Below are 22,342 nucleotides of genomic sequence, written 5' to 3'. Positions count from 1 at the left end.
ATCAGAGCCGCTGGCCGGCCTCGCGCCGCATGCCGCCGAGCAGCTCGTGGATCAGCGCGGCGGTCTGCTCCGGGCGCTCCATCGGGTACAGGTGCCCGCCTTCGATGAAGCGCAGGCGCTCGCCCACCAGCTTGCGCGTGGCGCCAAGCCCGCATTGCCGGACCTCGCGCGAGTGCTTGCCGGCGACAAAGCCGACCGGCACCGGCGCGCCGCGCGACACGCGCGCGCCAAGGCCGGTCGGCAGCGTGCGGTAGATCTGGTATTCGATCTCGCGCTCGAAGCGCAGGCGGCGCTCGGCGTCGCGTCCGGTGGGTTCGGTGCCGTGCTCGGCATAGTCGCGCAGCACGTCTTCGTCCCACGCCGCGAACAGCGGCTTGCTGCGAAAGTGCTGCCAGACCGCCTCGGCATCGGGCCAATGCGTGCGCCGCCTGCGCGTCACCGCCGCCGGGCCGGGCGCCTCGTCCAGGCCGAAGCGCTGCCCCGCCTTGAGCAGCGCCGCGCGCCAGCCGGCGATCACCGGCGAGTCGAGCATGACCACGCCGCGCACCAGCTGCGGGCGCCGCAGGGCCGCCATCAGCGACAGGAAGCCCCCCAGGGAATGCCCCACCAGCCACACCGGCTCGCGGTACTTCTGCTCTACCGAGGCCAGCAGTTCATCCACCAGGTGCGGCCACTCGCGCGTGACCGGGTATTTCGGGTCGTGCCCGTAGCGGTCCACCGCGCGGATCTCGAACTCGTCTTCCAGGCGCGAAAACAGTTTGCGGTAGGTGCTGACCGGGAAACCGTTGGCATGCGAGAAATGCAGGATGTCACGCATGGCGAACCCTCAGCCGCGGCCGTTGCTGCGCTCGCGCTTGGCGCGCACGGGCTGGCCCCAGCGATCGGCTTCGCCCGGGCGCGCCAGCGGAAACTCCGCCGGGGCTGCCGCATCCCATTCGGGGTCGTGGATTTCGCCGAAGACCTGGCGCAGGCGCTGGCCCCAGGTATCGCGGATCATGCGGAAGTAGGCGTTCTTCTCGTCGATGTTGACGAAGCGGCTCACCCGCAGCGCATTGGCTTCATACACCAGCAGGTCCAGCGGCAGGCCTACCGAGATATTCGACTTGAGCGTGGAGTCCATCGAGATCAGCGCGCACTTGGCGGCCTCGCCCAGCGGCAGCGAAGGCTCCACCACACGGTCGATGATGGGCTTGCCGTACTTGGCCTCGCCGATCTGGAAATAGCAGTTCTCGGGCGTGGCTTCGACAAAGTTGCCGGCCGCGTACACATTGAACAGGCGCACGCGCTCCCCGCGGATCTGCCCGCCGAAGATCAGGCTGACATTGAACTCGATACCGGCATCGCGCAGCGCGTGGGCATCATGCTTGTGCACCTGGCGCACGGCGTCGCCGACGATGGTGGCGGCTTCGAACAGATCGCGCGCGGTCCACAGCGAGCGCTTCTCGTCACGCCCTTCGGCCAGGATCTGCCGCACCGCCTGGCTGATTGCCAGGTTGCCGGCCGTGAGCAGCACCATGACGCGGTCGCCGGGCTCTTCGAACACGGTCATCTTGCGCGCGCTGGAAATCGCGTCGACACCCGCATTCGTGCGCGAGTCGGAGAGAAACACCAGGCCGGCGTCCAGGCGCATGGCAACACAGTACGTCATGATCTTGTCTAGTTATGGTGAACACTCAGCGTGCACACTCGGCGCGCACATTCAGCGTGGACATTCCGCGCACGTCCGGCCTTGCCATGCCATGCCATGCCATCTGGCACGAGGCCACTTCAATGCCGCATTCTAGCGCCGCGGGGGCGCGTTCGATACCGCAACGGGCGCCCGCGCGTGGTGCGCGGCGCACCGTCCGATTCACTGTTCCGGTGCAATCGCGATCTCGACCGCCAGCCGCTCGCCACTGCCCCCCTCGCGCACGCCGCGAACCGGCGCGGCCATGCGGTAGTCGCGGCCCACGGCCAGCCGCACGTGGCGCGCATCGCTGAGGCAGCGATGGGTCACGTCGACGCTGCACCACAATTCCCTGCCCGCATCCACGCAGATATCGGCCCAGGCATGGCCGGCCAGCGCCGCGGCCGCAGGGTCGTAGAAATAACCGCTGACATAGCGCGCCGGCACGCCGAGGGCGCGGCAGCATGCCACCATCACCTGCGCCTGGTCCTGGCAGACGCCGCCGCCCAGCGCGAACGCCTCGCTGGCCGAAGTGCCGACATCGGTGCTGTCGGGCACGTAGCGCACGCGCTCGGCAATGCCGCCGGCCAGCGCCAGCAGCGCAGGCACCTCATGCCCCGCCGCGAGGTAAGGCGCGGCAAAGCGGATCATCTCGGGTTCGGCCGCGGTCAGCGGCGTGCCGCCCAGGTAATACAGCGGCGACACGCGCGCCTCGCCCGCGGGCGGCGCATCGCAGAACAGCGGCGCGCTGCCGCCCGCCGCCGGCGTCACTTCCACCACGCCGCTGGCTTCGATCACCAGGGTCCGGGCCGGACCGGCGACGGTGAAGCTGTGCACGATATTGCCGAAACCGTCGCGCGCCTCGGACAGGTTGCCCGGCACCGACAGGTGCCACTCCCGCACGGTCTGGAGCGGCCCCGAGCGCGGTGCCAGGCGCAGTTCGTGCACGCTGCGGCGGACCGGCTCGGCATAGCGGTAGACGGTCTTGTGATGGATCTTGTATTTCACGATATGGCGAGGCCGGCGCGACTACCACGCGAGTGGTTCAGGCAGCCAGCAGCGGCACGAGGAAATCCCGGCTGATGCCGTTGCCGAGGTCGCCGATGCGCTCTAGGAAACTGGTCAGGTAAGCGTGCAGGCCGACGGCGAAGATGTCGTCGATGCGCGCGTATTTCAAATCGGCGTGGAGTTTACCAGCCTGCCGCTCGGTCTCCGAGGAATGCTGGTTGCCCACCAGCGCCAGGATCGCCACCACCTCGTCCAGGCTCGACACCAGCGAACGCGGCATGTCCGGGCGCAGCACCAGCAGCTCCGCCACGCGCTCGGGCGTGATCACCGTGCGGTAGATCTTGCGGTAGACCTCGAACCCCGACACCGAGCGCAGCACCGCCGCCCAGTGATAGAAATCGTTGGCGTCGCGGTTGGGATCGCTGTCGTCGACGGTGCTGGCCTGGAACTTCACGTCGAGGATCCGCGCGGTATTGTCAGCGCGCTCGAGGAAGGTGCCCAGCCGCATGAAGTGGAAGGCGTCGTCCTTGAGCATGGTGCCGAACTGCACGCCGCGCGCCAGGTGCGAGCGGAACTTGACCCACTCGAAGAACTGCGCCGGGTCCTCGCACAGCACGCCATCTGCGATCAGGCGCTGCACATCGAGCCAGGTGGTGTTGATGGTTTCCCAGACCTCGGTGGTGAGCGAGCCGCGCACCGCGCGCGCGTTCTCGCGGGCAGCGCGCAGGCAGCTCATGATCGACGACGGATTGGTCATGTCGCGCACCATGAAGTCGATCACATCGTCGCGCGTGAGCAGGCCGTATTTGTTGTCGAACACGGCGGTCAGCTCGGAAATGTCGAGCATCGCCCACCAGCCCTGCTCCGCCACTTCCGCCGATTGCGGCAGCAGCGAAGTCTGGTAGTTCACGTCGAGCATGCGCGCGGTGTTCTCCGCGCGTTCGGTATAGCGCGCCATCCAGAACAGATGGTCGGCGGTGCGGCTTAGCATGGTCAGTCCCCTCGTACTGCGCTGTTCGTCCACGCCGCCCGCGCATGGACAGCGGCGGCGCGGCAATCCCAACAATCCGCGGGCACGCCTGGCGCGCCCCGCATCCGGCCATTCCGGCGCTTCAGCGCTCCAGCACCCAGGTGTCCTTGGTGCCGCCGCCCTGCGACGAATTGACCACCAGCGAGCCTTCGCGCAAGGCCACGCGCGTCAGCCCGCCCGGCACCATGCGCACATCCTTGCCCGACAGCACGAAGGGCCGCAGGTCGATATGGCGCGGCGCGATGCCCGCTTCCACGTAGGTCGGGCAGGTCGACAGCGCCAGCGTGGGCTGCGCGATGTACTGCTCCGGACGCGCGCGCACCACTTCACGGAAAGTGTCGATCTCCGCGCGCGTGGCGGCGGGCCCCACCAGCATGCCGTAGCCGCCGGCGCCGTGGGTTTCCTTGACCACCAGTTCGTCCATGTGGTCGAGCACGTACTGCAGGTCGTCGGGGCGCCTGCACATATAGGTCGGCACGTTGTTGAGGATCGCTTCCTCGCCGAGGTAGAAGCGGATCATGTCGGGCACGTAGGGGTAGATCGACTTGTCGTCGGCCACGCCGGTGCCGATGGCATTGCAGATGGTCACGTTGCCGGCACGGTAGACCGACAGCAGCCCCGCCGCGCCCAGCGTGGAGTCGGGACGGAACACGAGCGGATCGAGGAAATCGTCGTCGACGCGACGGTAGATCACGTCGATGCGCTGCGGCCCCTGCGTGGTGCGCATGTAGAGGTGCTCGTCCTGCACGAACAGGTCGCTGCCCTCGACCAGTTCCACGCCCATCTGCTGCGCGAGGAAGGCGTGCTCGAAGTAGGCCGAGTTGTACATGCCCGGCGTGAGCACCACCACGGTCGGATCGGCGATGTTCTGCGGCGAGACGCCGCGCAGCATGTCGAGCAGCAGGTCGGGATAGTGGGCCACCGGCGCCACGCGGTTGCGCGCGAACAGGTCCGGGAACAGCCGCATCATCATCTTGCGGTTTTCCAGCATGTAGGACACGCCGGAGGGCACGCGCAGGTTGTCTTCCAGCACGTAGAACTCGCCCTCGCCCGCGCGCACCACGTCGATGCCGGCCACGTGGGCGTAGATGTCGCGCGGCACGTCGATGCCGAGCATCTCTGGCCGGTACTGGGCGTTGTTGTAGATCTGGTCGGGCGGGATCACGCCGGCGCGGATGATGTCCTGGCCGTGGTAGATGTCATGGATGAAGCGGTTCAGCGCCGATACGCGCTGGCGCAGCCCGCGCTCCAGCGTGGCCCACTCGCTGGCGGGAAAGATGCGGGGAATCACGTCGAACGGAATGGTGCGCTCGGTGCCGCTGTTGGACTCGTCCTTGTCGCCGTAGACAGCGAAGGTGATGCCCACGCGCCGGAAGATCAGGTCCGCCTCCGCGCGCTTGTTGCCCATGGTTCCTTCGGACTGGCGCGCCAGCCAGTCCGCGAACTGCTTGTAGTGCCCGCGCACCGCCCCTGCCGGCAGGGGCTGCCCCGCGTGGATTGCCGCTGCCACGCCATCTTGCCAATCGAGCATCTCGTCGAAAAACCGCGCCGCCATGATGGCCGTTCCCCCATGATTTGGGCGCCGCCCAAGCTGCCGGCGATCCCGTTTTGATTGGCTTGTTCTTCCCGGCACAGCATTTCGAGGCCACCACCCGGGCCGGCGAAGCCGCTGGCCATGCGTCATGCGTCGAAGTGCTGTCCTGATTGGGATGATACCCATGGCCACGAAAGCCGCAAGCAGCAAGCGTCCGCGCCATCGAAGATATATGTAGCAAGATGCCTGCCAGCCCCGGCGCGCCCAAGGGGAAAAGCGCGCCCCGGACCGGAGTCACCCCCCTAGCGCACCGCCGCGGTCGCGGGCACCTGGGCCAGGATGCGCTGCACCAGCGCCTCCGGCGTCTGCCGGATATCGAGCACCAGCGCGTCGCTCGGCTCTTCCAGCGTCTCGAACTGGCTTTGCAGCAAGGCCGGGTTGAAGAAGTGGTCGCTGCGCTCGGACAGGCGCCCGCCGATCACCGCGGCGTCGCCTTTCATATAGACGAAGGTCACGCCGCCCTCGGACGGCAACAGGCGGTCGCGGTAGACCTGGCGCAGCGCCGAGCAGGTGAACACATGGGTACGGCCCTCGGCGCGGGCCGCGTCGATCGCCGCGCGCATGGCGGCCAGCCAGGGCCAGCGGTCTTCGTCGGTCAGGGGGATGCCGTTATGCATCTTCTCCTTGTTGGCCGCGCTGTGGAATTCATCGGCGTCATGGAAGCCGCAATGCAGGTTCTTGGCCAGCAACTGGCCGACCGTGGTTTTCCCGCTGCCGGAAACGCCCATCAGGATGTAGATCATGTCTGCTCCAACGATCGTGATCGGATGGTTTTCCCATCCTTGTCGGTAGTCCCCGCGCCGTGCGACGGGTGGTTCCTGGAAACCGCCCGTCCCTGCAGCCATGTTCCATGATAGGTCTGGCGTGCGCAGGCTTGGGGTCGCCCCTGCCCGCCGGACGGCGGACAGGGGCACAAAACGGATGAATTGCCCGGGGCGCGGCCTATTGTGCGACGGCCACGGCGGTTTGGACAGCGCCAGGCGCGTCGGCCTCGGACAGGTCGAGCGCGCTGCCGCCCTCTTCGGCGATCCGCGCATGGCGGCGGAACAGCCCGAACAGGCCGCGGCCGACGCTGAAACTGGCGAAGTCGTCGTCCGGCGAGGGCGCCAGCGCGCGCGCCTCGAGCGCGGATTCGCCGGGCGCGCCGCCAAGCCATTCGAGCGTGCCGGCGACAGCGTCGACGCGGATGCGGTCACCGTCGCGCACGCGCGCCAGCGGTCCGCCAGAAAGCGCCTCCGGACACACATGAATCACCGCCGGCACCTTGCCGGAGGCGCCCGACATGCGGCCGTCGGTCACCAGCGCGACCTTGTGCCCGGCGTCCTGCAGCGAGCCCAGCACCGGCGTGAGGCGGTGCAGTTCGGGCATGCCGTTGGCGTTGGGCCCCTGGAAGCGCACCACCGCGACCATGTCGCCGGTCAGCTCGCCGGCCTCGAAGGCGGCCTGCAGGCCTTCCTGCGAATCGAACACGCGCGCCGGCGCCTCCACCACGCGGTGCTCGGGCGCCACCGCCGACACCTTGATCATGCCGCGGCCGAGATTGCCCTGCAGCAGGCGCAGCCCGCCTTCGGGCGAGAACGGCTCGACCGCGCTGGCCAGCACCGCCGCGTCGCCGCTGGCGGTGGGGCCGTCGCGCCACCGCAGCACGCCGTCGGTCATGACCGGTTCCTGCGTATAGCGCGCCAACCCGCGGCCGGCCACGGTTTCCACGTCTTCGTGCAGCAGCCCGGCTGCGAGCAGCTGGCGGATCACGTAGGCCACGCCGCCGGCGGCATGGAAATGGTTCACGTCGGCCGAGCCGTTGGGATAGACCCGTGCCAGCAGCGGCGTGATGCGCGACAGGCGGTCGAAATCGTCCCAGTCGATCACGATCCCGGCCGCGCGTGCCATCGCCACCAGGTGGATGGTGTGGTTGGTCGAGCCACCGGTGGCCAGCAGGCCGACGATGGCGTTGACCACCGCGCGTTCGTCGACGATGCGTGCCAGCGGCAGGTAGTCCGGGCCACGGGCCGTGAGCGCCAGCGCGCGCTGCGCGGCGGCCGCGGTCAGCGCGTCGCGCAGGCCGCTGTCCGGATGGACGAAGGCCGAGCCCGGCATATGCAGGCCCATGATCTCCATCAGGAACTGGTTGCTGTTGGCGGTACCGTAGAAGGTGCAGGTGCCGGCCCCGTGATAGGCCTCGCACTCTGCCTCCAGCAAGGCTTCGCGGCCAACCTGTCCGGTCGCGTAGAGCTGGCGCACGCGCGCCTTTTCCTTGTTGGACAGGCCCGTCGCCATGGGCCCGGCCGGCACGAACACCACCGGCAGGTGGCCGAACTGCAGCGCGCCCATCAGCAGGCCCGGCACGATCTTGTCGCACACGCCAAGCATCACGGCGGCGTCGAAGGTGTTGTGCGACAGCGATACCGCCGTGGCCATGGCGATGGCGTCGCGCGAGAACAGCGACAGCTCCATGCCGGCATTGCCTTGCGTGATGCCGTCGCACATCGCCGGCACGCCGCCCGCCACCTGCGCCACCGCGCCCACCGCGCGGGCGGCCTCGCGGATCACGCCGGGATAGCGCTCGTACGGCTGGTGGGCGGAAAGCATGTCGTTGTAGGCCGTGACAATGCCGAGATTGGCGGCATGTTCGACCCGCAGCTTGAGCTTGTCATGCGCGGGCAGCGCAGCGATGCCGTGCGCCACGTTGGCACACGACAAGCCACGCAGCGGCCCCAGTTCTTGCTGGGCCCGCTCGCAGCGCGCCAGGTAGGCAGCGCGACCGCGCTGGCTGCGCGCGACCACGCGCGCGGTGACGGCCTGCACTTCGGAATGGAGGGCTTGCGACATTCGTGGGAGTTCCTGGTTTGTAGATCCGTGAACGTGTTTTCTTGTAGATTTTCTACATTATATAGAAAGGATCGACAAAAGCATCTCGCGCATGGATCACAATGCGTCGACTAATCCTCAAATATGGCCGGAATAGGTGAAATCCCTAGCAGAAACGCGGGCTCACAGGCGCGGCATTCCATCGCCATTTATGTAGAATATCTACATACTCATCGAACCGCCGGCACATGAATCCGGCAGGCATGCCCGACGAAATCGCCGGCACGCCAACACCGGCCTCCCCCACCATGCGCGACCGAATTCTTGCTGTCTACGACACGCTTCGCCCCTCCGAACGCCGCCTGGCGGATTACGTGACCCGCCACGGCGCCAGCGTGATCCGCTTGTCCATGCCCGAACTGGCCGAACGCGCGGGCGTCTCGCAACCCACCATCGCGCGCTTCTGCGCCGCGCTCGGCTACGACGGCTTCCGCGAGTTCAAGCTGCAGTTCGCCCAGAACGTCGGTGGCGGCACGCCCTTCGTGCACCAGGACGTCAAGGCCGAGGACCGCCCCGCCGATATCGCCGGCAAGGTGTTCGACCGCACCATCGCCACCCTGATGACGGTGCGCAACGCGCTGTCCGCGGATCAGATCGAGCACGGCATCAAGCTGCTCGCCGCGGCGCATCGCATCGAGTTCTATGGCTGCGGCAATTCCGGCATCGTCGCGCTGGACATCCAGCACAAGTTCTTCCGCCTCGGCATCCCCACCACCGCCTACTCGGATTCGCACGTGTTCAGCATGTCCGCCGCCCTGCTCGGCCCGGGCGACGTTGCCGTGCTGGTGTCCAACAGCGGCCGCACCTGGGACATGCTGGCCGCCGCCACGCTGGCCCGCGCGAGCGGCGCCAGCGTGCTGGCGCTGACGCACAGCGGCTCGCCGCTGGCCAAGCTGGCCGATGTCTGCGTGTTCTCCGACGTCGAGGAAGACAGCGAGGTCTACACCCCGATGACCTCGCGCATCTGCCACCTGGTGCTGGGCGACGTGCTGGCGGCGGGCGTTGCGCTGGAGCGTGCCGACATTGTCTCTGCCGGCCTGCAGCGCGCCAAGGCCCACCTGCGCGAGCGCCGCATCGCCCAGGCCGAACCCGCCCAGGTCAACGGGGCGCAGGCGGCGCCGCGCGCCAGTAGCGCCGCTCGTGCTGACGGTAAGCCTGCAGCGCGTAAGCGCCGCCCCGCGTCGTGATCTGCACCGCGCCGGTCTCGTCGCTGCGGTAGCGGGCGATCTCGCGCGAGGCGTAGCGCTCCCACACGTCCGCGCGCGGATGCCGGTAGCGGTTGCCGTGGCCGAGCTGGAACAACGCCAGCTCGGGCGCCACCACGGCCAGGAACGACGCGCTCGATGAGGTGCCGCTGCCATGGTGCGGCACCTGCAGGAAGTCCGCGCGCAGGTCTTGCCCCGGCAGGCGCGCCAGCAAGGCGGCCTCATCGCGCCGGCCGATGTCTCCGGTCAGCAAGAGGCTGCGCCCGCTGCCCGCCACCTTCAGTACGCACGAACGCGCATTGCTGTCGAACGCGGCATTGCCTGCCGCCTGCGGCAGCGGATGCAACATCGAAAAGCGTACGCCGTCCCATTCCCACGCCTGCCCCGCCGCGCAGGGACCGACAGCGGGCAATGCCATGCCGGGGGGCAGCACCAGCAGCGGGTGCGCCGCTGGCGCGGCCGTCAGCACTGCCTGCACCGGCAGCGCCGCCATCACGTCGCGCGCGCCGCCGGCATGGTCGGCGTCTTCATGGCTGATCACCAGGCGGTCGAGCGCGCGCACGCCGGCGCCGCGCAGGTAAGGCACGATGACGCGCGCACCGGCGCTGTTGCCCGGCTGCGCCGCGTCGGCGCCCCAGCCATAGGCTGGCCCGGCGTCGTAGAGCAGCACGTGCGAGCGCGTCTCCACCAGGACCGCGGTGCCCTGGCCGATATCGAGCGCGGTGGCGCGGAATTCGCCATGCGCCACCGGCTGCCGCCCGGCCAGCACCATCGGCAACAACAACATGGCGCCGTGCAGGCGCGCACGCAGTCCGCAGCGCATCGGGGCCAGCAACACCAGCGCGCCGGCCAGCGCCAGGGCAACCGCCAGCGGGCCGGCGCGCGCCGCCTGCCAGACCGCCCACGGCGGCGCCGCCATCGCCTCGAGCGCAACCATCAGCCAGTCCAGCAGCAAGTGCGCCGGCGCCAGCAGCCAGCCGGCCGCCGGTGCCGGCAAGGCAGCCGCAAGCAGTGCCAGCGGCGTCACCAGCAGGCTGATCAGCGGAATCGCCACCGCATTCGCCAGCGGGGAGATCACGGAAACCTGCTGGAACAACAGCAGGGTCAGCGGCACCAGGCCGATGGTCACGACCCATTGCGTGCGCGCGGCCTGCGCCAGCGCGTGGCGCGCGCGCTGCCACCGCGACGCTCCGGGCCCGCGGGCGGGCGCCGTGGCGCACAGGAAGATCACGCCCACCGCGCCGAACGAAAGCCAGAACCCCGGCGACAATACCGCCCACGGATCGAGCGCGACCGCCACGAACGCGGCCCAGGCCAGCACCAGCGAGGCCGGCGGCGCGCGTCCGCTCCACAGCGCCAGCGCCGCCACCGCCAGCATCGATACGGTGCGCTGGGCCGGCACCTGCATGCCCGCCAGCAAGCTGTAGGCGAAGGCCGCCAGCACCGCCACCACCAGCGCCGCGCGCCGCGCCGGCCACCACAGCGGCAAGGGCCGGCGCAGCCAGCGCCCCAGGCCGAAGGAATGCCGCCATAGCCAGGCCGCCAGCGTGGAACAGAGACCGGAGATCATGGTGATGTGCAAGCCCGAGATGCTGATCAGGTGGCCGATGCCGGTGCGCGTGAACAAGGTCCAGTCCTGCGGCCGGATGCCGCGCTGGTCGCCCACCACCAGCGCCGCCAGCACGGGCGCAAAGCGGGCGTCGTCGGGCAGGCTGCCGAGCACGTGGTCGCGCACGCGGGCGCGCCAGCGCGCGATCCGCCATTCGAGGCGTTCGCCGACGGCCTCGCGCACGGGCCCGCGCTCGGCGCGGACGTAGCCTGTCGCCCCGAACCCGCCCGCCAGCAGCCAGAATTCGTAGTCGAAGCCGTGCGGATTGGCCAGGCCATGTGGCCGCGTCAGGCGCAGCGCGAAGACCCGCCGCTGGCCGGGCAGCAGGTCGTCCGGCGCATCCTCCCAGCCCAGCACGACGCGCGGCGGCAGCTGCGGCGCGCGCGCCGTCCCCGCAGCCGGCTCGTCAGGTGCGAATTCGAAGCGCTGGCCACGTGCCGCCTGCGCGGGCAGGCCCGCAACCACGCCGCCGACAACCAGGTTGACGCCCTGGAGCTCCGGCGCGAGCCGCTCTTGCAGGCGCGCGTCCGCGCGCCACGCCGACCAGCCGAAGCCGGCCAGCACCGCAACAGGAAGAAGGGCCAGGCGTGACCAGGCCGGATGCCGGTTGCGCAGGAGGATGGCCATGAGCAGCGCCGCCGTGCCCGCCATCGACAGCACGCAGGCGGCCGCGCGGCCCGGCAGCGCGCCTTGCTGTTGCAGCCACCAGCTCCCCGCCACGAAGGCGAGCAGGACCAGGCGCATGCCAGTCTCCGCAGAGATTCACAAGCGCCCGTTTATACGGTCAATGCACGGTGAGGAGCGTGTCAGGAGGAAACCGGAAGGTTGCCGTTTGTGTCGCCAGCCGAGGCCAAAGACGATGCCTCCGGGAACATGACGGCCTCGAACGCCGCCAGGCGCGGCAGCGCCGCCACCGAGTTGCGCCACATTGCCCGCGCCAGCGGCGCGGCGTCGATGCCGCGCAATTCGCCCAGCACCCGGGCCACCCCGACCACCTCGGCAGGCGTGTTGCGCGCCTTGTACTGCTCGCCGAACTGGTCGTCGGAGAGCCAGGCCGGCGCGATGTCGGGCGCGTCAGTCTCCAGCACGATGGCATCGAGCGGCAGCTCCTGCGCCAGGCGCCGGATCTGCTTCGCGCGGCTGAAGGTCAGATTGCCGCCGAAGCCCAGTTTCAGGCCCTGGTCGACAAAACCCTGCGCCTGCTGCGCGCTGCCGTTGAAGGCGTGGGCGATGCCCTGGCGCACGCCGGCGCGACGCAACTGGGCAGCGACCTGGTCCTGCGACTTGCGCACGTGCAGCAGCACCGGCAGCTCGAACTCGCGGGCGATCCTGAGCTGCTCGGCATAGATCCACGTCTGGTGCGCGGCATCGAGCCCCGGCACGAAGAAATCGAGGCCGATCTCGCCGATGCCGACAAAGCGCGGATCGCCGAGCGAGGCCTCCACTTCGCGGCGCAGGGCGTCGAGGTCGGCCTGCCCGGTGCCCGGCGTGTACAAGGGATGGATGCCCAGCGCATAGACGCAGCTGGCATGGCGCCGCGCCAGCGCGCGCACCGCGGCGAAGTTCGACACGGCCACCGCCGGCAGCACGATGCCGCTGACGCCGGCCGCGGCCGCGGCTTCGGTCACGGCCTCGCGGTCGGTGTCGAACTCACTCGCATCGAGATGGCAATGGGTATCGATCCACATGGCGGCTGCGGCGGCGCGGTGAACGGCTCAGCGTTCGCGGTGGAGATGCCCGTCGCGCAGGCGCAGCACGCGGTCGCAGCGGCTGGCGAGGTCGAGGTCATGGGTCACGATCACGAAGCTGGTGCCGAGCGTGCGCGACAGCTCCAGCATCAGGTCGTAGACGCCGCCCGCGGTGTGGTCGTCGAGGTTGCCGGTCGGTTCGTCGGCCAGCACGCAGGCCGGGCTACCCACCAGCGCGCGCGCGATCGCCACGCGCTGACGCTCGCCGCCGGAGAGCTCGCCGGGGCGGTGCTGCGCGCGGTCGCCCAGGCCCACGCGCTCCAGCACGCCCTGCGCGGCCGCGCGCGCCTCGCGTTGCCTGAGACCGCGGATGCGCATCGGCATGGCCACGTTGTCCAGCGCGGTGAATTCGGGCAGCAGGTGGTGGAACTGGTAGATAAAGCCCAGGTCGCGGTTGCGCGCGATATTGCGCTCGCTTTCGCGCAGCGAGGTGAAAGGCTTGCCCTTCAGGGCCACCCTGCCGCTGTCCGGGTTGTCGAGCCCGCCCAGCACATGCAGCAGCGTGCTCTTGCCTGAACCGGATGCGCCGACGATGGCGACCTTCTCGCCGGCGTCGACGTGCACGTCCACGCCCCTGAGCACGGTCACGTCCAGCCCGCCCTGACGGAAGCGCTTGGTCAGGCCTTCGCCCTGCAGCACCGGGGTGCCGGTGGCGGCAGCGACGGGACTGGAGGCGGCATCGCCTTGCGGCGCGTTGCGCAGCATGGTCTCACTCATAGCGCAGCGCCTCCGCCGGGTTGACGCGGGCAGCGCGCCAGCTGGGGTAGAGCGTGGCCAGCGTGGCCAGCACGAAGGAGAGGATGCCGATGGTGGCGATGTCGTTCACGCGGGGGTCCGAAGGCAGTTCGCTGATGAAGTAGATGTCGCGCGGCAGGAACTGCACGTGCAGCAGCCGCTCGATGAAGGGCACGATCACATCGATATTGCAGGCGATCAGGGCACCGCCCGCCACGCCCGCCAGGGTGCCGATGAAGCCGATGGCGACGCCCTGCACGATGAAGATCTTGGTGATCGAACTCGGCTGCGCGCCCATGGTGCGCAGGATGGCGATGTCGGCCTGCTTGTCGGTCACCGTCATCACCAGCGTGGACACCAGGTTGAAGGCCGCCACCGCGATGATCAGCGTCAGGATGATGAACATCATGCGCTTCTCGGTCTGTACCGCGGCGAACCAGTTGCGGTTCTGCTTGGACCAGTCGCGCAGGTAGAGCTCGCCGGAGAGCGTGCCGGCCAGCGCGTCGGCTACCTGCGGCGCGCGCTGCATGTCGGTCAGCTTGAGGCGCACGCCGGTCGGCCCGGTCAGGCGGAACATGGTCTCGGCGTCGTGCAGGTTGATCAGCGCCAGCGCGTTGTCGAACTCGAAATGTCCCGACGAGAAGATGCCGGTCACGGTGAACTGCTTGAGCCGCGGCAGCACGCCGGCCGGCGTGATGGTGCCCTGCGGCACCACCAGCGTCACCTTGTCGCCGACCTGCACGCCCATGGCGTTGGCCAGTTCGTTGCCCAGCGCGATGCCGAATTCGCCGGGCAGCAGGCCATCCATGCTGCCGGCACGGAACTGCTTGCCGATGTCGGAAACCCTGGGCTCCTCGCCCGGCTCGACGCCGCGCAGCAGCACGCCGCGCACCGCGTCCTCGCGGGTCAGCATGGCCTGCGCCGCCACATAGGGCGCCGCGCCGATCACTTCCTTGTTCTGCATGGCCTCGGCGGCGGTCTTCTGCCAGTCCGGTAGCGCGCCGGGGCCGACCACCTCGATATGCGAGAGTACCGACAGCATGCGGTCGCGCACTTCTTTCTGGAAGCCGTTCATGACCGACAACACCACGATCAGCGCCGCCACGCCAAGGGCGATGCCTAGCATGGAGATCATCGAGATGAAGGAAATGAAGGTGTTGCGGCTGGCGCGCTTGCTTGCGCGGGTATATCGCCAGCCGATCTGCCATTCGTACGGAAAGTTCAAGAAGGATCCCTGTCGTTGAGGAGGAACGCCGGCGCCACATTGCCGGCAACATCTGCCATTGTCTGCCACAGCCTGTCCGGACGATATTTCAGCCGCCCGCCAGCCGGAAGTTTACAATCTCGGCCACCATGATGACGCACCTGACCCTGATTGTGCCCTTTTCCGTCCCGCCGGGCGCCGCCACAGAAGCGCACGGCGGCGGCAACAACGCCATGCTCGAGGCGCTCCTGCGGCAGTTGGAGTTGCCGGCGCTGGGAAAGTTGCTTACCCGCGCCAGCCCCGGCCCGCGCGAACGGCACGACGATCCCTTCCTGCGCTCGCTGCCGCACGAGCGATGGCTGGCCGGACGCGCCGGGCTGGATACCGTCCGCGTGCCCAGCGCCCCGTTCATGCGGCTGGCCGACATGGCCGCCGCCGGCACCCCGGGGGCCGACGACGGCCAGGCCTGGGCCTGCCTGCAGCCGGTCCATATCCATGCCGCGCGCGACCACCTGGTGCTGATGAACCCGGTCCACCTGCGCTTGCGCGCCGGCGAGGCGGCTGCCCTGTACGAGGCGGTCTCCGGCCTGCTCCAGGAGTCGGGCATCGCGCTTGAAACGCCCCAGCCGGATCGCTGGTACCTGCCGGAAGCGGCGTTCGGTCCACTGGTCGCGGCCAGCCCCCTGCGCGCCACCGGCCGCAATATCGACGCCTGGATGCAGTCCGGCGAGCGCGCGCGCGACTGGCGCCGGCTCCAGAACGAAATCCAGATGACCTGGCATGACCATCCGGTCAACCAGGCCCGCGAGGCCGCCGGCGAGCAGACCGTGAATTCGGTCTGGCTGCATGGCGGCGGCAAGCTGCAGGCGGTGCCGCGCCTGGCCGACACCGCGCTGACCGATGACGCCTTCCTGCGCGGCCTGGCGCTGGCCGGCGGCGGTGCCTGCCGGCCAGCGCCGCCGCGCTTCGGGGCGATCGACGCCACGCCGGCCCCAGGGCGCACGATGGTGCTGCTGGAGGATGCCGTCGAAGCCCATATCGGCGAGGACTGGGGACTATGGATAGAGCGCATGCATGCGCTCGAAGCCAGCTGGTTCGCGCCGGCACTGGCCGCACTGGAAGACGGCACGCTGCCGGCCCTGACCCTGGTGCTGGCCGGCGACAACCATTACGCCGAATTTACCGTGCGCCGCGCCGACCTGCGCAAGTTCTGGCGCGGCCTGGGCGCGCGCGGCGACTGGCGCGCGTTGCTGTCCGACCTGGCCTACGCCGCCTGATCGCCTCACCCCGTCTCTTGCCTGTCCCTACATGACCCGAATCGCCGTACGATCCTTTTCCGCCGAACACGCCGGCACGCTGGCCAGCGCCGGCCTGCATCCCACGCTGGCCCGCATCCTGTCGGCGCGCGGCGTGCGCGAGCCGGCCGAGCTCGCCACCGAACTGCCCGGCCTGGTACCGCCGGCAGCAATGAAGGGGATCGACCACGCCGCCACCTACCTGGCCGATGCCATCGCCGCCGGCCGCCGCCTGCTGATCGTGGCGGACTACGATTGCGACGGCGCCACCGCCTGCGCGGTGGGCGTGCGCGGCCTGCGCATGCTGGGCGCGCGCATCGACTACATCGTGCCGAACCGCTTCGAGTACGGCTACGGGCTGACCCCGGAGATCGTCGCGCTGGCCGCGCAGCAGAAGCCCGACGTGATCGTCACGGTGGACAACGGCATCGCCAGCGTGGACGGCGTGGCCGCGGCCAATGCCCTCGGCATCGACGTGGTGGTGACCGATCACCACCTCCCCGGCGACCAGCTGCCGGCGGCAGCGGTCATCGTCAACCCGAACCAGCCTGGCTGTGAATTCCCCAGCAAGAACCTGGCCGGCGTGGGCGTGATGTTCTATGTGCTGCTGGCGCTACGTGCGGAACTGCGCCGCCGCGGCGTGTTCGATGCCCAGACCCAGCCGCGCCTCGACGCCCTGCTCGACCTGGTCGCGCTGGGCACCGTGGCCGACGTGGTCAAGCTCGACGGCAACAACCGCATCCTGGTGGCGCAAGGCCTCAAGCGCATGCGCGCCGGGCGCATGCACGCCGGCGTGGCCGCCCTGTTCCGCGCCGCCGGGCGCGAGGCGGCGCGCGCCAATACCTTCGACCTGGGTTTCGGCGTGGGCCCGCGCCTGAACGCCGCCGGGCGGCTGGCCGACATGTCGCTCGGCATCGAGTGCCTGCTGACCGACGACGCCAACCGCGCCTGGGAGATCGCCCAGGAACTCGACGGCATGAACCGCGAGCGCCGCGACATCGAGGCCGGCATGCAGCAAGAAGCGCTGCAGATCCTGGAAGGCCCGCTGGGCGCGCTGGACCCCGCGGCGCGCTTTACCGTCAGCGTGTTCAACGACACCTGGCACCAGGGCGTGATCGGCATCGTGGCCTCGCGACTCAAGGAGAAATACCATCGGCCGACGATCACCTTCGCCCCGGGCGACGAGGACACCATCAAGGGCTCGGGCCGCTCGATCCCGGGCTTCCACCTGCGCGACGCGCTGGACCTGGTGTCCAAGCGCCACCCCGGCCTGCTGGTCAAGTTCGGCGGCCATGCCATGGCGGCCGGCCTGACGCTGCGCGCCGACACCTTCGGGCAGTTCATGGAAGCGTTCGAAGCGGTGGGGCGCGAATGGCTCAGCGATGAGCAGCTGGCACGCGTGATCGAGACCGACGGCGATATCGAGGATGGCTGCTTCAGCCCGGAATTCGTCGCGCTGCTCGAGCAGCAGGTGTGGGGCCAGGGCTTCCCGGCGCCGACCTTCTGCGGCGAGTTCGACGTGCTGCGCCAGAGCGTGCTCAAGGGCAAGCACCTCAAGCTGCAGCTCGGGCGCGGCAGCCAGCGCTTCGATGCAATCTGGTTCAACCACGCCGACTCGCTCGGCGCCAGCGCGCTGGTGGCCTACCGCCTGGACAACAATACCTTCAATGGCGTCACCCGCGTGCAGATGGTCATCGAGCACGCGCAGTAGCGCACGCCTTAGCCGCCGTCCCGCGCCTCGGCCCCGCCCCTCAGCCCCGCGCGGGCAGCAGGCCCGCCGGGTCGACCGGCTTGCCGTTGTTGCGCACCTCGAAGTGCAGTTCGCGCTCGGCGACCCCCATGCGGCCAACCTCCTGCCCGCCGGATACCTGCGAGCCCTCGCTGACCGTGGGCTTGTCCAGGTTGCCATAGACCGTCAGCCAGTTGTCGTCGTGCTTGATGATCACCAGCATGCCGTAGCCGCGCAGGTTGCCCACATGGATGGCCTTGCCCGCGGCGGCGGCGCGCACCGCGCCGCCGGGCGCCGTGTTGATGCTCAGGCCCTTGCTGGCGGGTGGCCCGAAATTCGCCGTGACGCGGCCCTCTGCCGGCCATTGCAGGCGGATGCCGGTGGCCGGCGCGCGCGCCGGCGGGCCGTTGTCCACGCGCGGGGTGTCGCCCACGGCCACCGGCCCGTTGCCGGAACCCGCGGAACCCGCGCTGGCCGTGGCACCGGCGGGCGGCCGGATGCGCAGCAATTGCCCGACTTCGATGCGCTCGGCGCTGGGCAGCTGGTTCCAGCGCGCCAGGTCGCGCACCGAGCGCTTGTGGCGGCGCGCCACGCTGTACAGGGTGTCGCCGCTCTGCACACGGTAGTAGCCGTCCGGCGCGGGCTCGCTGGCCAGGGTGCCGCAACCGGCCGCAAGGCACGCGGCGGCCGCTGCTGCCAACAGGCCGAGCGCGCGGCGGCGGGTGTGGGTGGTCTCGTGATTGCTTGGCTTCATGCGTGCTTATCGTCCATCCTTGTCCATGTCTGAACAGTTGATTGGCGGTTGTCCAGCGGCTTGCTGGAAGGCGCTTCCGAAGACCCCGGCGGCGCGGCGCCGGCCCGCGCCCGGTGCAGGTCTGCCATGACGCACCTAGCCAGTGTAGACCGCAACTGTAGACCGTTCGGCAAGCGAACCGTTCGAAATCGTGCCGGAAGTGCCATCGCAGCGCGCGGCGAGACCCCCCGATCCGCTATAATTCAAGGTTTTGAAAGCGCAGGAACATCATGGAAGCAGAACGCCTCAACGCCATCTCCGGTGCCATCTCCGATCTCCGTTCGCGAACGGAAGATCTACGGGGGTATCTTTGACTACGATGTCAAAGTAGGACGACTCGACGAAGTCAACGGCGAACTCGAGGATCCCGCGGTCTGGAACAACCCCAAGAAGGCCCAGGATCTCGGCAAGGAAAAGAAGATGCTGGAGGGCGTGGTCGGCGTCCTCGGCAAGCTCACGGACGATCTGGCCGGCGCCGAGGAGCTGTTCGAGCTCGCGCGCGAGGAAGCCGACGACGACACGCTCGAAGCCATCGAGACCGACGTCAAGGGCTTCGAGGCCATCGTCGCGGACATGGAATTTCGCCGCATGTTTGCCGGCGAGATGGACCAGGCCAACGCGTTCATCGACATCCAGGCCGGCGCCGGCGGCACCGAAGCCTGCGACTGGGCCTCGATGCTGCTGCGCCAGTACCTGAAGTACTGCGAGCGCAAGGGCTTCAAGGCCGAAGTGCTGGAAGAATCCGAAGGCGACGTGGCCGGCATCAAGAGCGCCACCATCAAGATCGAGGGCGAATACGCGTTCGGTTACCTGCGTACGGAAACCGGCGTGCACCGGCTGGTGCGCAAGTCGCCGTTCGACTCGTCGGGCGGCCGGCATACCTCGTTCTCGTCGGTGTTCGTCTACCCCGAGGTGGATGACTCGTTCGAAGTCGAGATCAACCCGGCGGACCTGCGCGTGGATACCTACCGCGCGTCGGGCGCCGGCGGCCAGCACATCAACAAGACCGATTCGGCCGTGCGGATCACGCACATCCCGAGCGGTATCGTCGTGCAGTGCCAGAACGATCGTTCGCAGCACCGCAACCGCGCCGAGGCCATGTCGATGCTGAAGTCGCGCCTGTACGAGCACGAGATGCGCAAGCGCCAGGCCGAAGCCGACAAGCTCGAAGCGGGCAAGACCGATGTGGGCTGGGGCCACCAGATCCGCTCCTACGTACTGGACCAGAGCCGCATCAAGGATCTGCGCACCAACGTGGAAATGTCCAACACGCAAAAGGTGCTGGACGGCGACCTGGACCCGTTCATCGAGGCCAGCCTGAAGCAAGGCCTGTAACACGCCCCGCCGCCCCGCCGCCAGATGGCGGCGGGCGCGCGAATCAACTGCCGGACAATACCGACCATGACCGCAGCATCGACCGCAGCAACGCACCTGATCATCATCACCGGCACGTCACGCGGGCTCGGTGCCGCGCTGACGCGAGCCCTGCTCAAGCCGGGCAACCGCCTGGTCTGCGTGGCGCGCAGCCGCAACCCCGAGCTGGAGCAGGCCGCCGCGGCCAGCGGCGTCAGGGTGGCCTGGCACCTGCAGGACCTGTCGCAGGCGGGCCCCGCGGCAAGCTGGCTGGGCAGCGTGCTCGATGCCGTCGACGAGGCGCCCGCCAGCGCCACGCTGATCCTCAACGCGGGCGTGATCGAACCGATCGGCCCGGTTGCCGGCCTGCACGAAGCCACGCTGGTGCCGCACCTGCTCACCAACCTGGCCACGCCGATGACCATGACCGCGGCCTTCCTGGCGCGCACCGAACGCTTCGGCTGCCCGCGCAAGGTGCTGGCGATCTCGTCCGGCGCGGCGCGCCGCCCGGTCGAGGGCTGGGCCGCCTACTGCGCCGGCAAGGCGGGCCTGGACATGTTCGTGCGCTCGGTCAACGCCGAGTACGCGCAGGCGCCGGCCGAACGCAGCGTGCGCGCGGTGGCGCTGGCGCCGGGCGTGGTCGATACCGGCATGCAGGCCACCATCCGCGGCGCCGATTTCGCGCAGGTGCAGCGTTTCCGCGACCTCAAGGACAACGACCAGCTCGCCTCGGCCGAGGACACCGCACACCGCATCGCGGCCTACCTGGATCGGCCCGACTTCGGCAGCACCGAGCTCGACGACATCCGCAATACCTGACATGCGCGCGGACCGCCGCGCGACTCACCAAGACATCATGACCGACTCCAACCGCGCTCCCGCCGAGGCCAACGCCCCCGCCGCAGCCGACGAAAACAAGATCATCGCGGAACGGCGCGAGAAGCTGCAGGCCCTGCGCCAGCAAGGCGTGGCCTTCCCCAACGATTTCCGCCCGACCCACCAGTCCGCCGCGCTGCACGCGCAGTACGGCGAAACCGACCAGGCCGCGCTCGAAGCGGCTCCGGCCGAGGTCGCCATCGCCGGGCGCATGATGCTCAAGCGCGTGATGGGCAAGGCCAGCTTCGCCACCGTGCAGGACGGCGCGGGCCGCATCCAGTTCTATATCAGCCGCGACGCCATCGGCGAAGACGTCTATGCCGCCTTCAAGAAGTGGGACCTGGGCGATATCGTCGCCGCGCGCGGCACGCTGATGAAGACCAAGACCGGCGAACTGTCGGTGGCCGTCACCGAGCTGCGCCTGCTGTCCAAGAGCCTGCGCCCGCTGCCCGGCGACTTCTACGGCCTGGCCGACCAGGAGCTGAAATACCGCCAGCGCTATGTGGACCTGATCGTGTCGCCGGAAACGCGCGCCACCTTCCGGGCCCGCACGCAGGCCATCGCCTCGCTGCGCCGGCACATGGCCGAAGCCGACTTCATGGAAGTCGAGACGCCGATGCTCCACCCGATCCCGGGCGGCGCCACGGCCAAGCCCTTCATCACCCATCACAACGCGCTGGACATGCAGATGTTCCTGCGCATCGCGCCCGAGCTGTATCTGAAGCGCCTGGTGGTGGGCGGTTTCGAGCGCGTGTTCGAGATCAACCGCAATTTCCGCAACGAGGGGGTGAGCCCGCGCCACAACCCTGAGTTCACCATGATGGAGTTCTACGCCGCGTACACCGATTACCGCTGGCTGATGGATTTCACCGAGAACCTGATCCGCCAGGCCGCCATCGACGCGCGCGGCAGCGCCACCGTGACCTACCAGGGCCGCGAGCTGGACCTGTCCAAGCCCTTCCATCGCCTCACCATCTGCCAGGCGATCCAGAAATTCGCGCCGCAATACACCGATGCGCAACTGGCCGACACGGAATTCCTGCGCACCGAGCTGAAGAAGTTCGGCGTCAACACCAATGCGCCGCAGTTCCTCAACGCGGGCCTGGGCACGCTGCAACTGGTGCTGTTCGAGGAAACCGCCGAAAGCCAGCTGTGGGAGCCGACCTTCATCATCGACTACCCGGTGGAAGTCTCGCCGCTGGCGCGCGCGTCGGACACCATGCCCGGCATCACCGAGCGTTTCGAGCTGTTCATCACCGGCCGCGAGATCGCCAACGGTTTCTCGGAGCTGAACGACGCCGAAGACCAGGCCGAGCGTTTCCGCAAGCAGGTCGACCAGAAGGATGCCGGCGACGAGGAAGCCATGTACTTCGACGCCGACTACATCCGCGCACTGGAATATGGCATGCCCCCGACGGGCGGCTGCGGCATCGGCATCGACCGCCTGGTGATGCTGCTGACCGACAGTCCCAATATCCGCGACGTCATTTTGTTCCCGCATCTGCGCCGCGAGGACTGAACGGCGCCAGCGCTTCCCGCGCCAAAGGGAAGCCGGCGCCAGGCAAGAAGCCCCACCTTTGCGGTGGGGCTTTTTTGTTTTTGCGGCCCGATTGTTACAACCGGTCGCAT

At 69.0% G+C, this 22,342-nt stretch carries 18 protein-coding genes; 6 read left to right on the top strand and 12 right to left on the bottom strand.

Annotated elements, in window-relative coordinates:
* Nucleotide 1: 1 nt before the first annotated feature.
* From AC1DKV_RS12925 to edd, 7 genes are all read right to left on the bottom strand, one after another.
* Nucleotides 2–817, bottom strand: coding sequence for an alpha/beta fold hydrolase (locus tag AC1DKV_RS12925; protein WP_441618842.1), 816 nt, complete (start codon nt 815–817; stop codon nt 2–4).
* 9 nt (nt 818–826) lie between these two features.
* Nucleotides 827–1,648, bottom strand: coding sequence for a proteasome-type protease (locus AC1DKV_RS12920; protein WP_441618840.1), 822 nt, complete (start codon nt 1,646–1,648; stop codon nt 827–829).
* Nucleotides 1,649–1,849: 201 nt separating this feature from the next.
* A complete protein-coding gene (locus AC1DKV_RS12915; RefSeq protein ID WP_441643389.1) occupies nt 1,850–2,674 on the bottom strand; it encodes a transglutaminase family protein in 825 nt (274 codons plus the stop codon).
* 37 nt (nt 2,675–2,711) lie between these two features.
* Nucleotides 2,712–3,665 carry an alpha-E domain-containing protein gene (locus AC1DKV_RS12910; RefSeq protein WP_441618836.1) on the bottom strand — a complete coding sequence of 318 codons (954 nt, stop codon included), beginning with the start codon at nt 3,663–3,665 and terminating at the stop codon, nt 2,712–2,714.
* A gap of 121 nt (nt 3,666–3,786) precedes the next feature.
* Nucleotides 3,787–5,259: a circularly permuted type 2 ATP-grasp protein gene (locus AC1DKV_RS12905; RefSeq protein WP_441618834.1), complete on the bottom strand. Its 1,473-nt coding sequence runs from the start codon at nt 5,257–5,259 to the stop codon at nt 3,787–3,789.
* 281 nt (nt 5,260–5,540) lie between these two features.
* Nucleotides 5,541–6,041, bottom strand: a complete 501-nt coding sequence (locus AC1DKV_RS12900; protein ID WP_441618832.1) for a gluconokinase — start codon at nt 6,039–6,041, stop codon at nt 5,541–5,543.
* A gap of 199 nt (nt 6,042–6,240) precedes the next feature.
* Complete coding sequence (gene edd, locus AC1DKV_RS12895; RefSeq protein ID WP_441618830.1) at nt 6,241–8,127, bottom strand: phosphogluconate dehydratase; 1,887 nt, start codon at nt 8,125–8,127, stop codon at nt 6,241–6,243.
* Nucleotides 8,128–8,414: 287 nt separating this feature from the next.
* Between edd and AC1DKV_RS12890 the strand changes: the two genes are divergently transcribed.
* Complete coding sequence (locus AC1DKV_RS12890) at nt 8,415–9,353, top strand: MurR/RpiR family transcriptional regulator (protein WP_441618932.1); 939 nt, start codon at nt 8,415–8,417, stop codon at nt 9,351–9,353.
* On the opposite strand, the gene AC1DKV_RS12885 is transcribed toward AC1DKV_RS12890, so the two are convergent.
* From AC1DKV_RS12885 to AC1DKV_RS12870, 4 genes are all read right to left on the bottom strand, one after another.
* Nucleotides 9,265–11,724, bottom strand: coding sequence for a DNA internalization-related competence protein ComEC/Rec2 (locus AC1DKV_RS12885; protein ID WP_441618828.1), 2,460 nt, complete (start codon nt 11,722–11,724; stop codon nt 9,265–9,267). The genes AC1DKV_RS12890 and AC1DKV_RS12885 overlap by 89 nt on opposite strands.
* 62 nt (nt 11,725–11,786) lie before the next feature.
* Nucleotides 11,787–12,668, bottom strand: coding sequence for a TatD family hydrolase (locus AC1DKV_RS12880; RefSeq protein ID WP_441618826.1), 882 nt, complete (start codon nt 12,666–12,668; stop codon nt 11,787–11,789).
* A 27-nt stretch (nt 12,669–12,695) separates the two neighbouring features.
* Nucleotides 12,696–13,445 (bottom strand): lipoprotein-releasing ABC transporter ATP-binding protein LolD, encoded by a 750-nt coding sequence (gene lolD, locus AC1DKV_RS12875; RefSeq protein ID WP_441618824.1) that lies wholly within the window; start codon nt 13,443–13,445, stop codon nt 12,696–12,698.
* On the bottom strand, nt 13,438–14,688 hold the full coding sequence (locus tag AC1DKV_RS12870; RefSeq protein ID WP_441618822.1) for a lipoprotein-releasing ABC transporter permease subunit: 1,251 nt from the start codon (nt 14,686–14,688) through the stop codon (nt 13,438–13,440). The genes lolD and AC1DKV_RS12870 overlap by 8 nt, the downstream gene beginning before the upstream one ends.
* Before the next feature lie 128 nt (nt 14,689–14,816).
* Between AC1DKV_RS12870 and AC1DKV_RS12865 the strand changes: the two genes are divergently transcribed.
* Complete coding sequence (locus tag AC1DKV_RS12865; RefSeq protein ID WP_441618820.1) at nt 14,817–15,944, top strand: hypothetical protein; 1,128 nt, start codon at nt 14,817–14,819, stop codon at nt 15,942–15,944.
* A 31-nt stretch (nt 15,945–15,975) separates the two neighbouring features.
* Entirely contained in the window at nt 15,976–17,673 is a 1,698-nt protein-coding gene (recJ, locus tag AC1DKV_RS12860; protein WP_441618819.1) for a single-stranded-DNA-specific exonuclease RecJ, read from the top strand.
* A gap of 40 nt (nt 17,674–17,713) precedes the next feature.
* Here recJ and AC1DKV_RS12855 read toward each other — a convergent pair whose 3' ends face one another.
* The gene (locus tag AC1DKV_RS12855) at nt 17,714–18,445 is read right to left on the bottom strand and encodes a peptidoglycan DD-metalloendopeptidase family protein (RefSeq protein WP_441618817.1); all 732 of its coding nucleotides are present in this window, start codon (nt 18,443–18,445) and stop codon (nt 17,714–17,716) included.
* Nucleotides 18,446–18,714: 269 nt separating this feature from the next.
* Here AC1DKV_RS12855 and prfB point away from each other — a divergent pair.
* The 3 genes from prfB to lysS all read left to right on the top strand — a co-directional run bounded on the left by prfB (nt 18,715) and on the right by lysS (nt 22,232).
* Nucleotides 18,715–19,819, top strand: a protein-coding gene (gene prfB, locus AC1DKV_RS12850) for a peptide chain release factor 2 (RefSeq protein WP_441618815.1) whose coding sequence is annotated in 2 segments (ribosomal slippage) — nt 18,715–18,795 and nt 18,797–19,819 — 1,104 coding nt in all. Because the reading frame shifts where the segments join, the coding sequence is not laid out codon by codon here.
* A 66-nt stretch (nt 19,820–19,885) separates the two neighbouring features.
* Complete coding sequence (locus AC1DKV_RS12845) at nt 19,886–20,656, top strand: SDR family oxidoreductase (RefSeq protein ID WP_441618813.1); 771 nt, start codon at nt 19,886–19,888, stop codon at nt 20,654–20,656.
* A gap of 37 nt (nt 20,657–20,693) precedes the next feature.
* Nucleotides 20,694–22,232 carry a lysine--tRNA ligase gene (gene lysS, locus AC1DKV_RS12840; RefSeq protein ID WP_441643388.1) on the top strand — a complete coding sequence of 513 codons (1,539 nt, stop codon included), beginning with the start codon at nt 20,694–20,696 and terminating at the stop codon, nt 22,230–22,232.
* Nucleotides 22,233–22,342: the final 110 nt, after the last annotated feature.

Source organism: Cupriavidus sp. 05T41 (assembly GCF_056396525.1).
The sequence above is the reverse complement of the archived record's forward strand: the minus strand, read 5'-3'. Positions and strand labels throughout refer to the sequence as shown.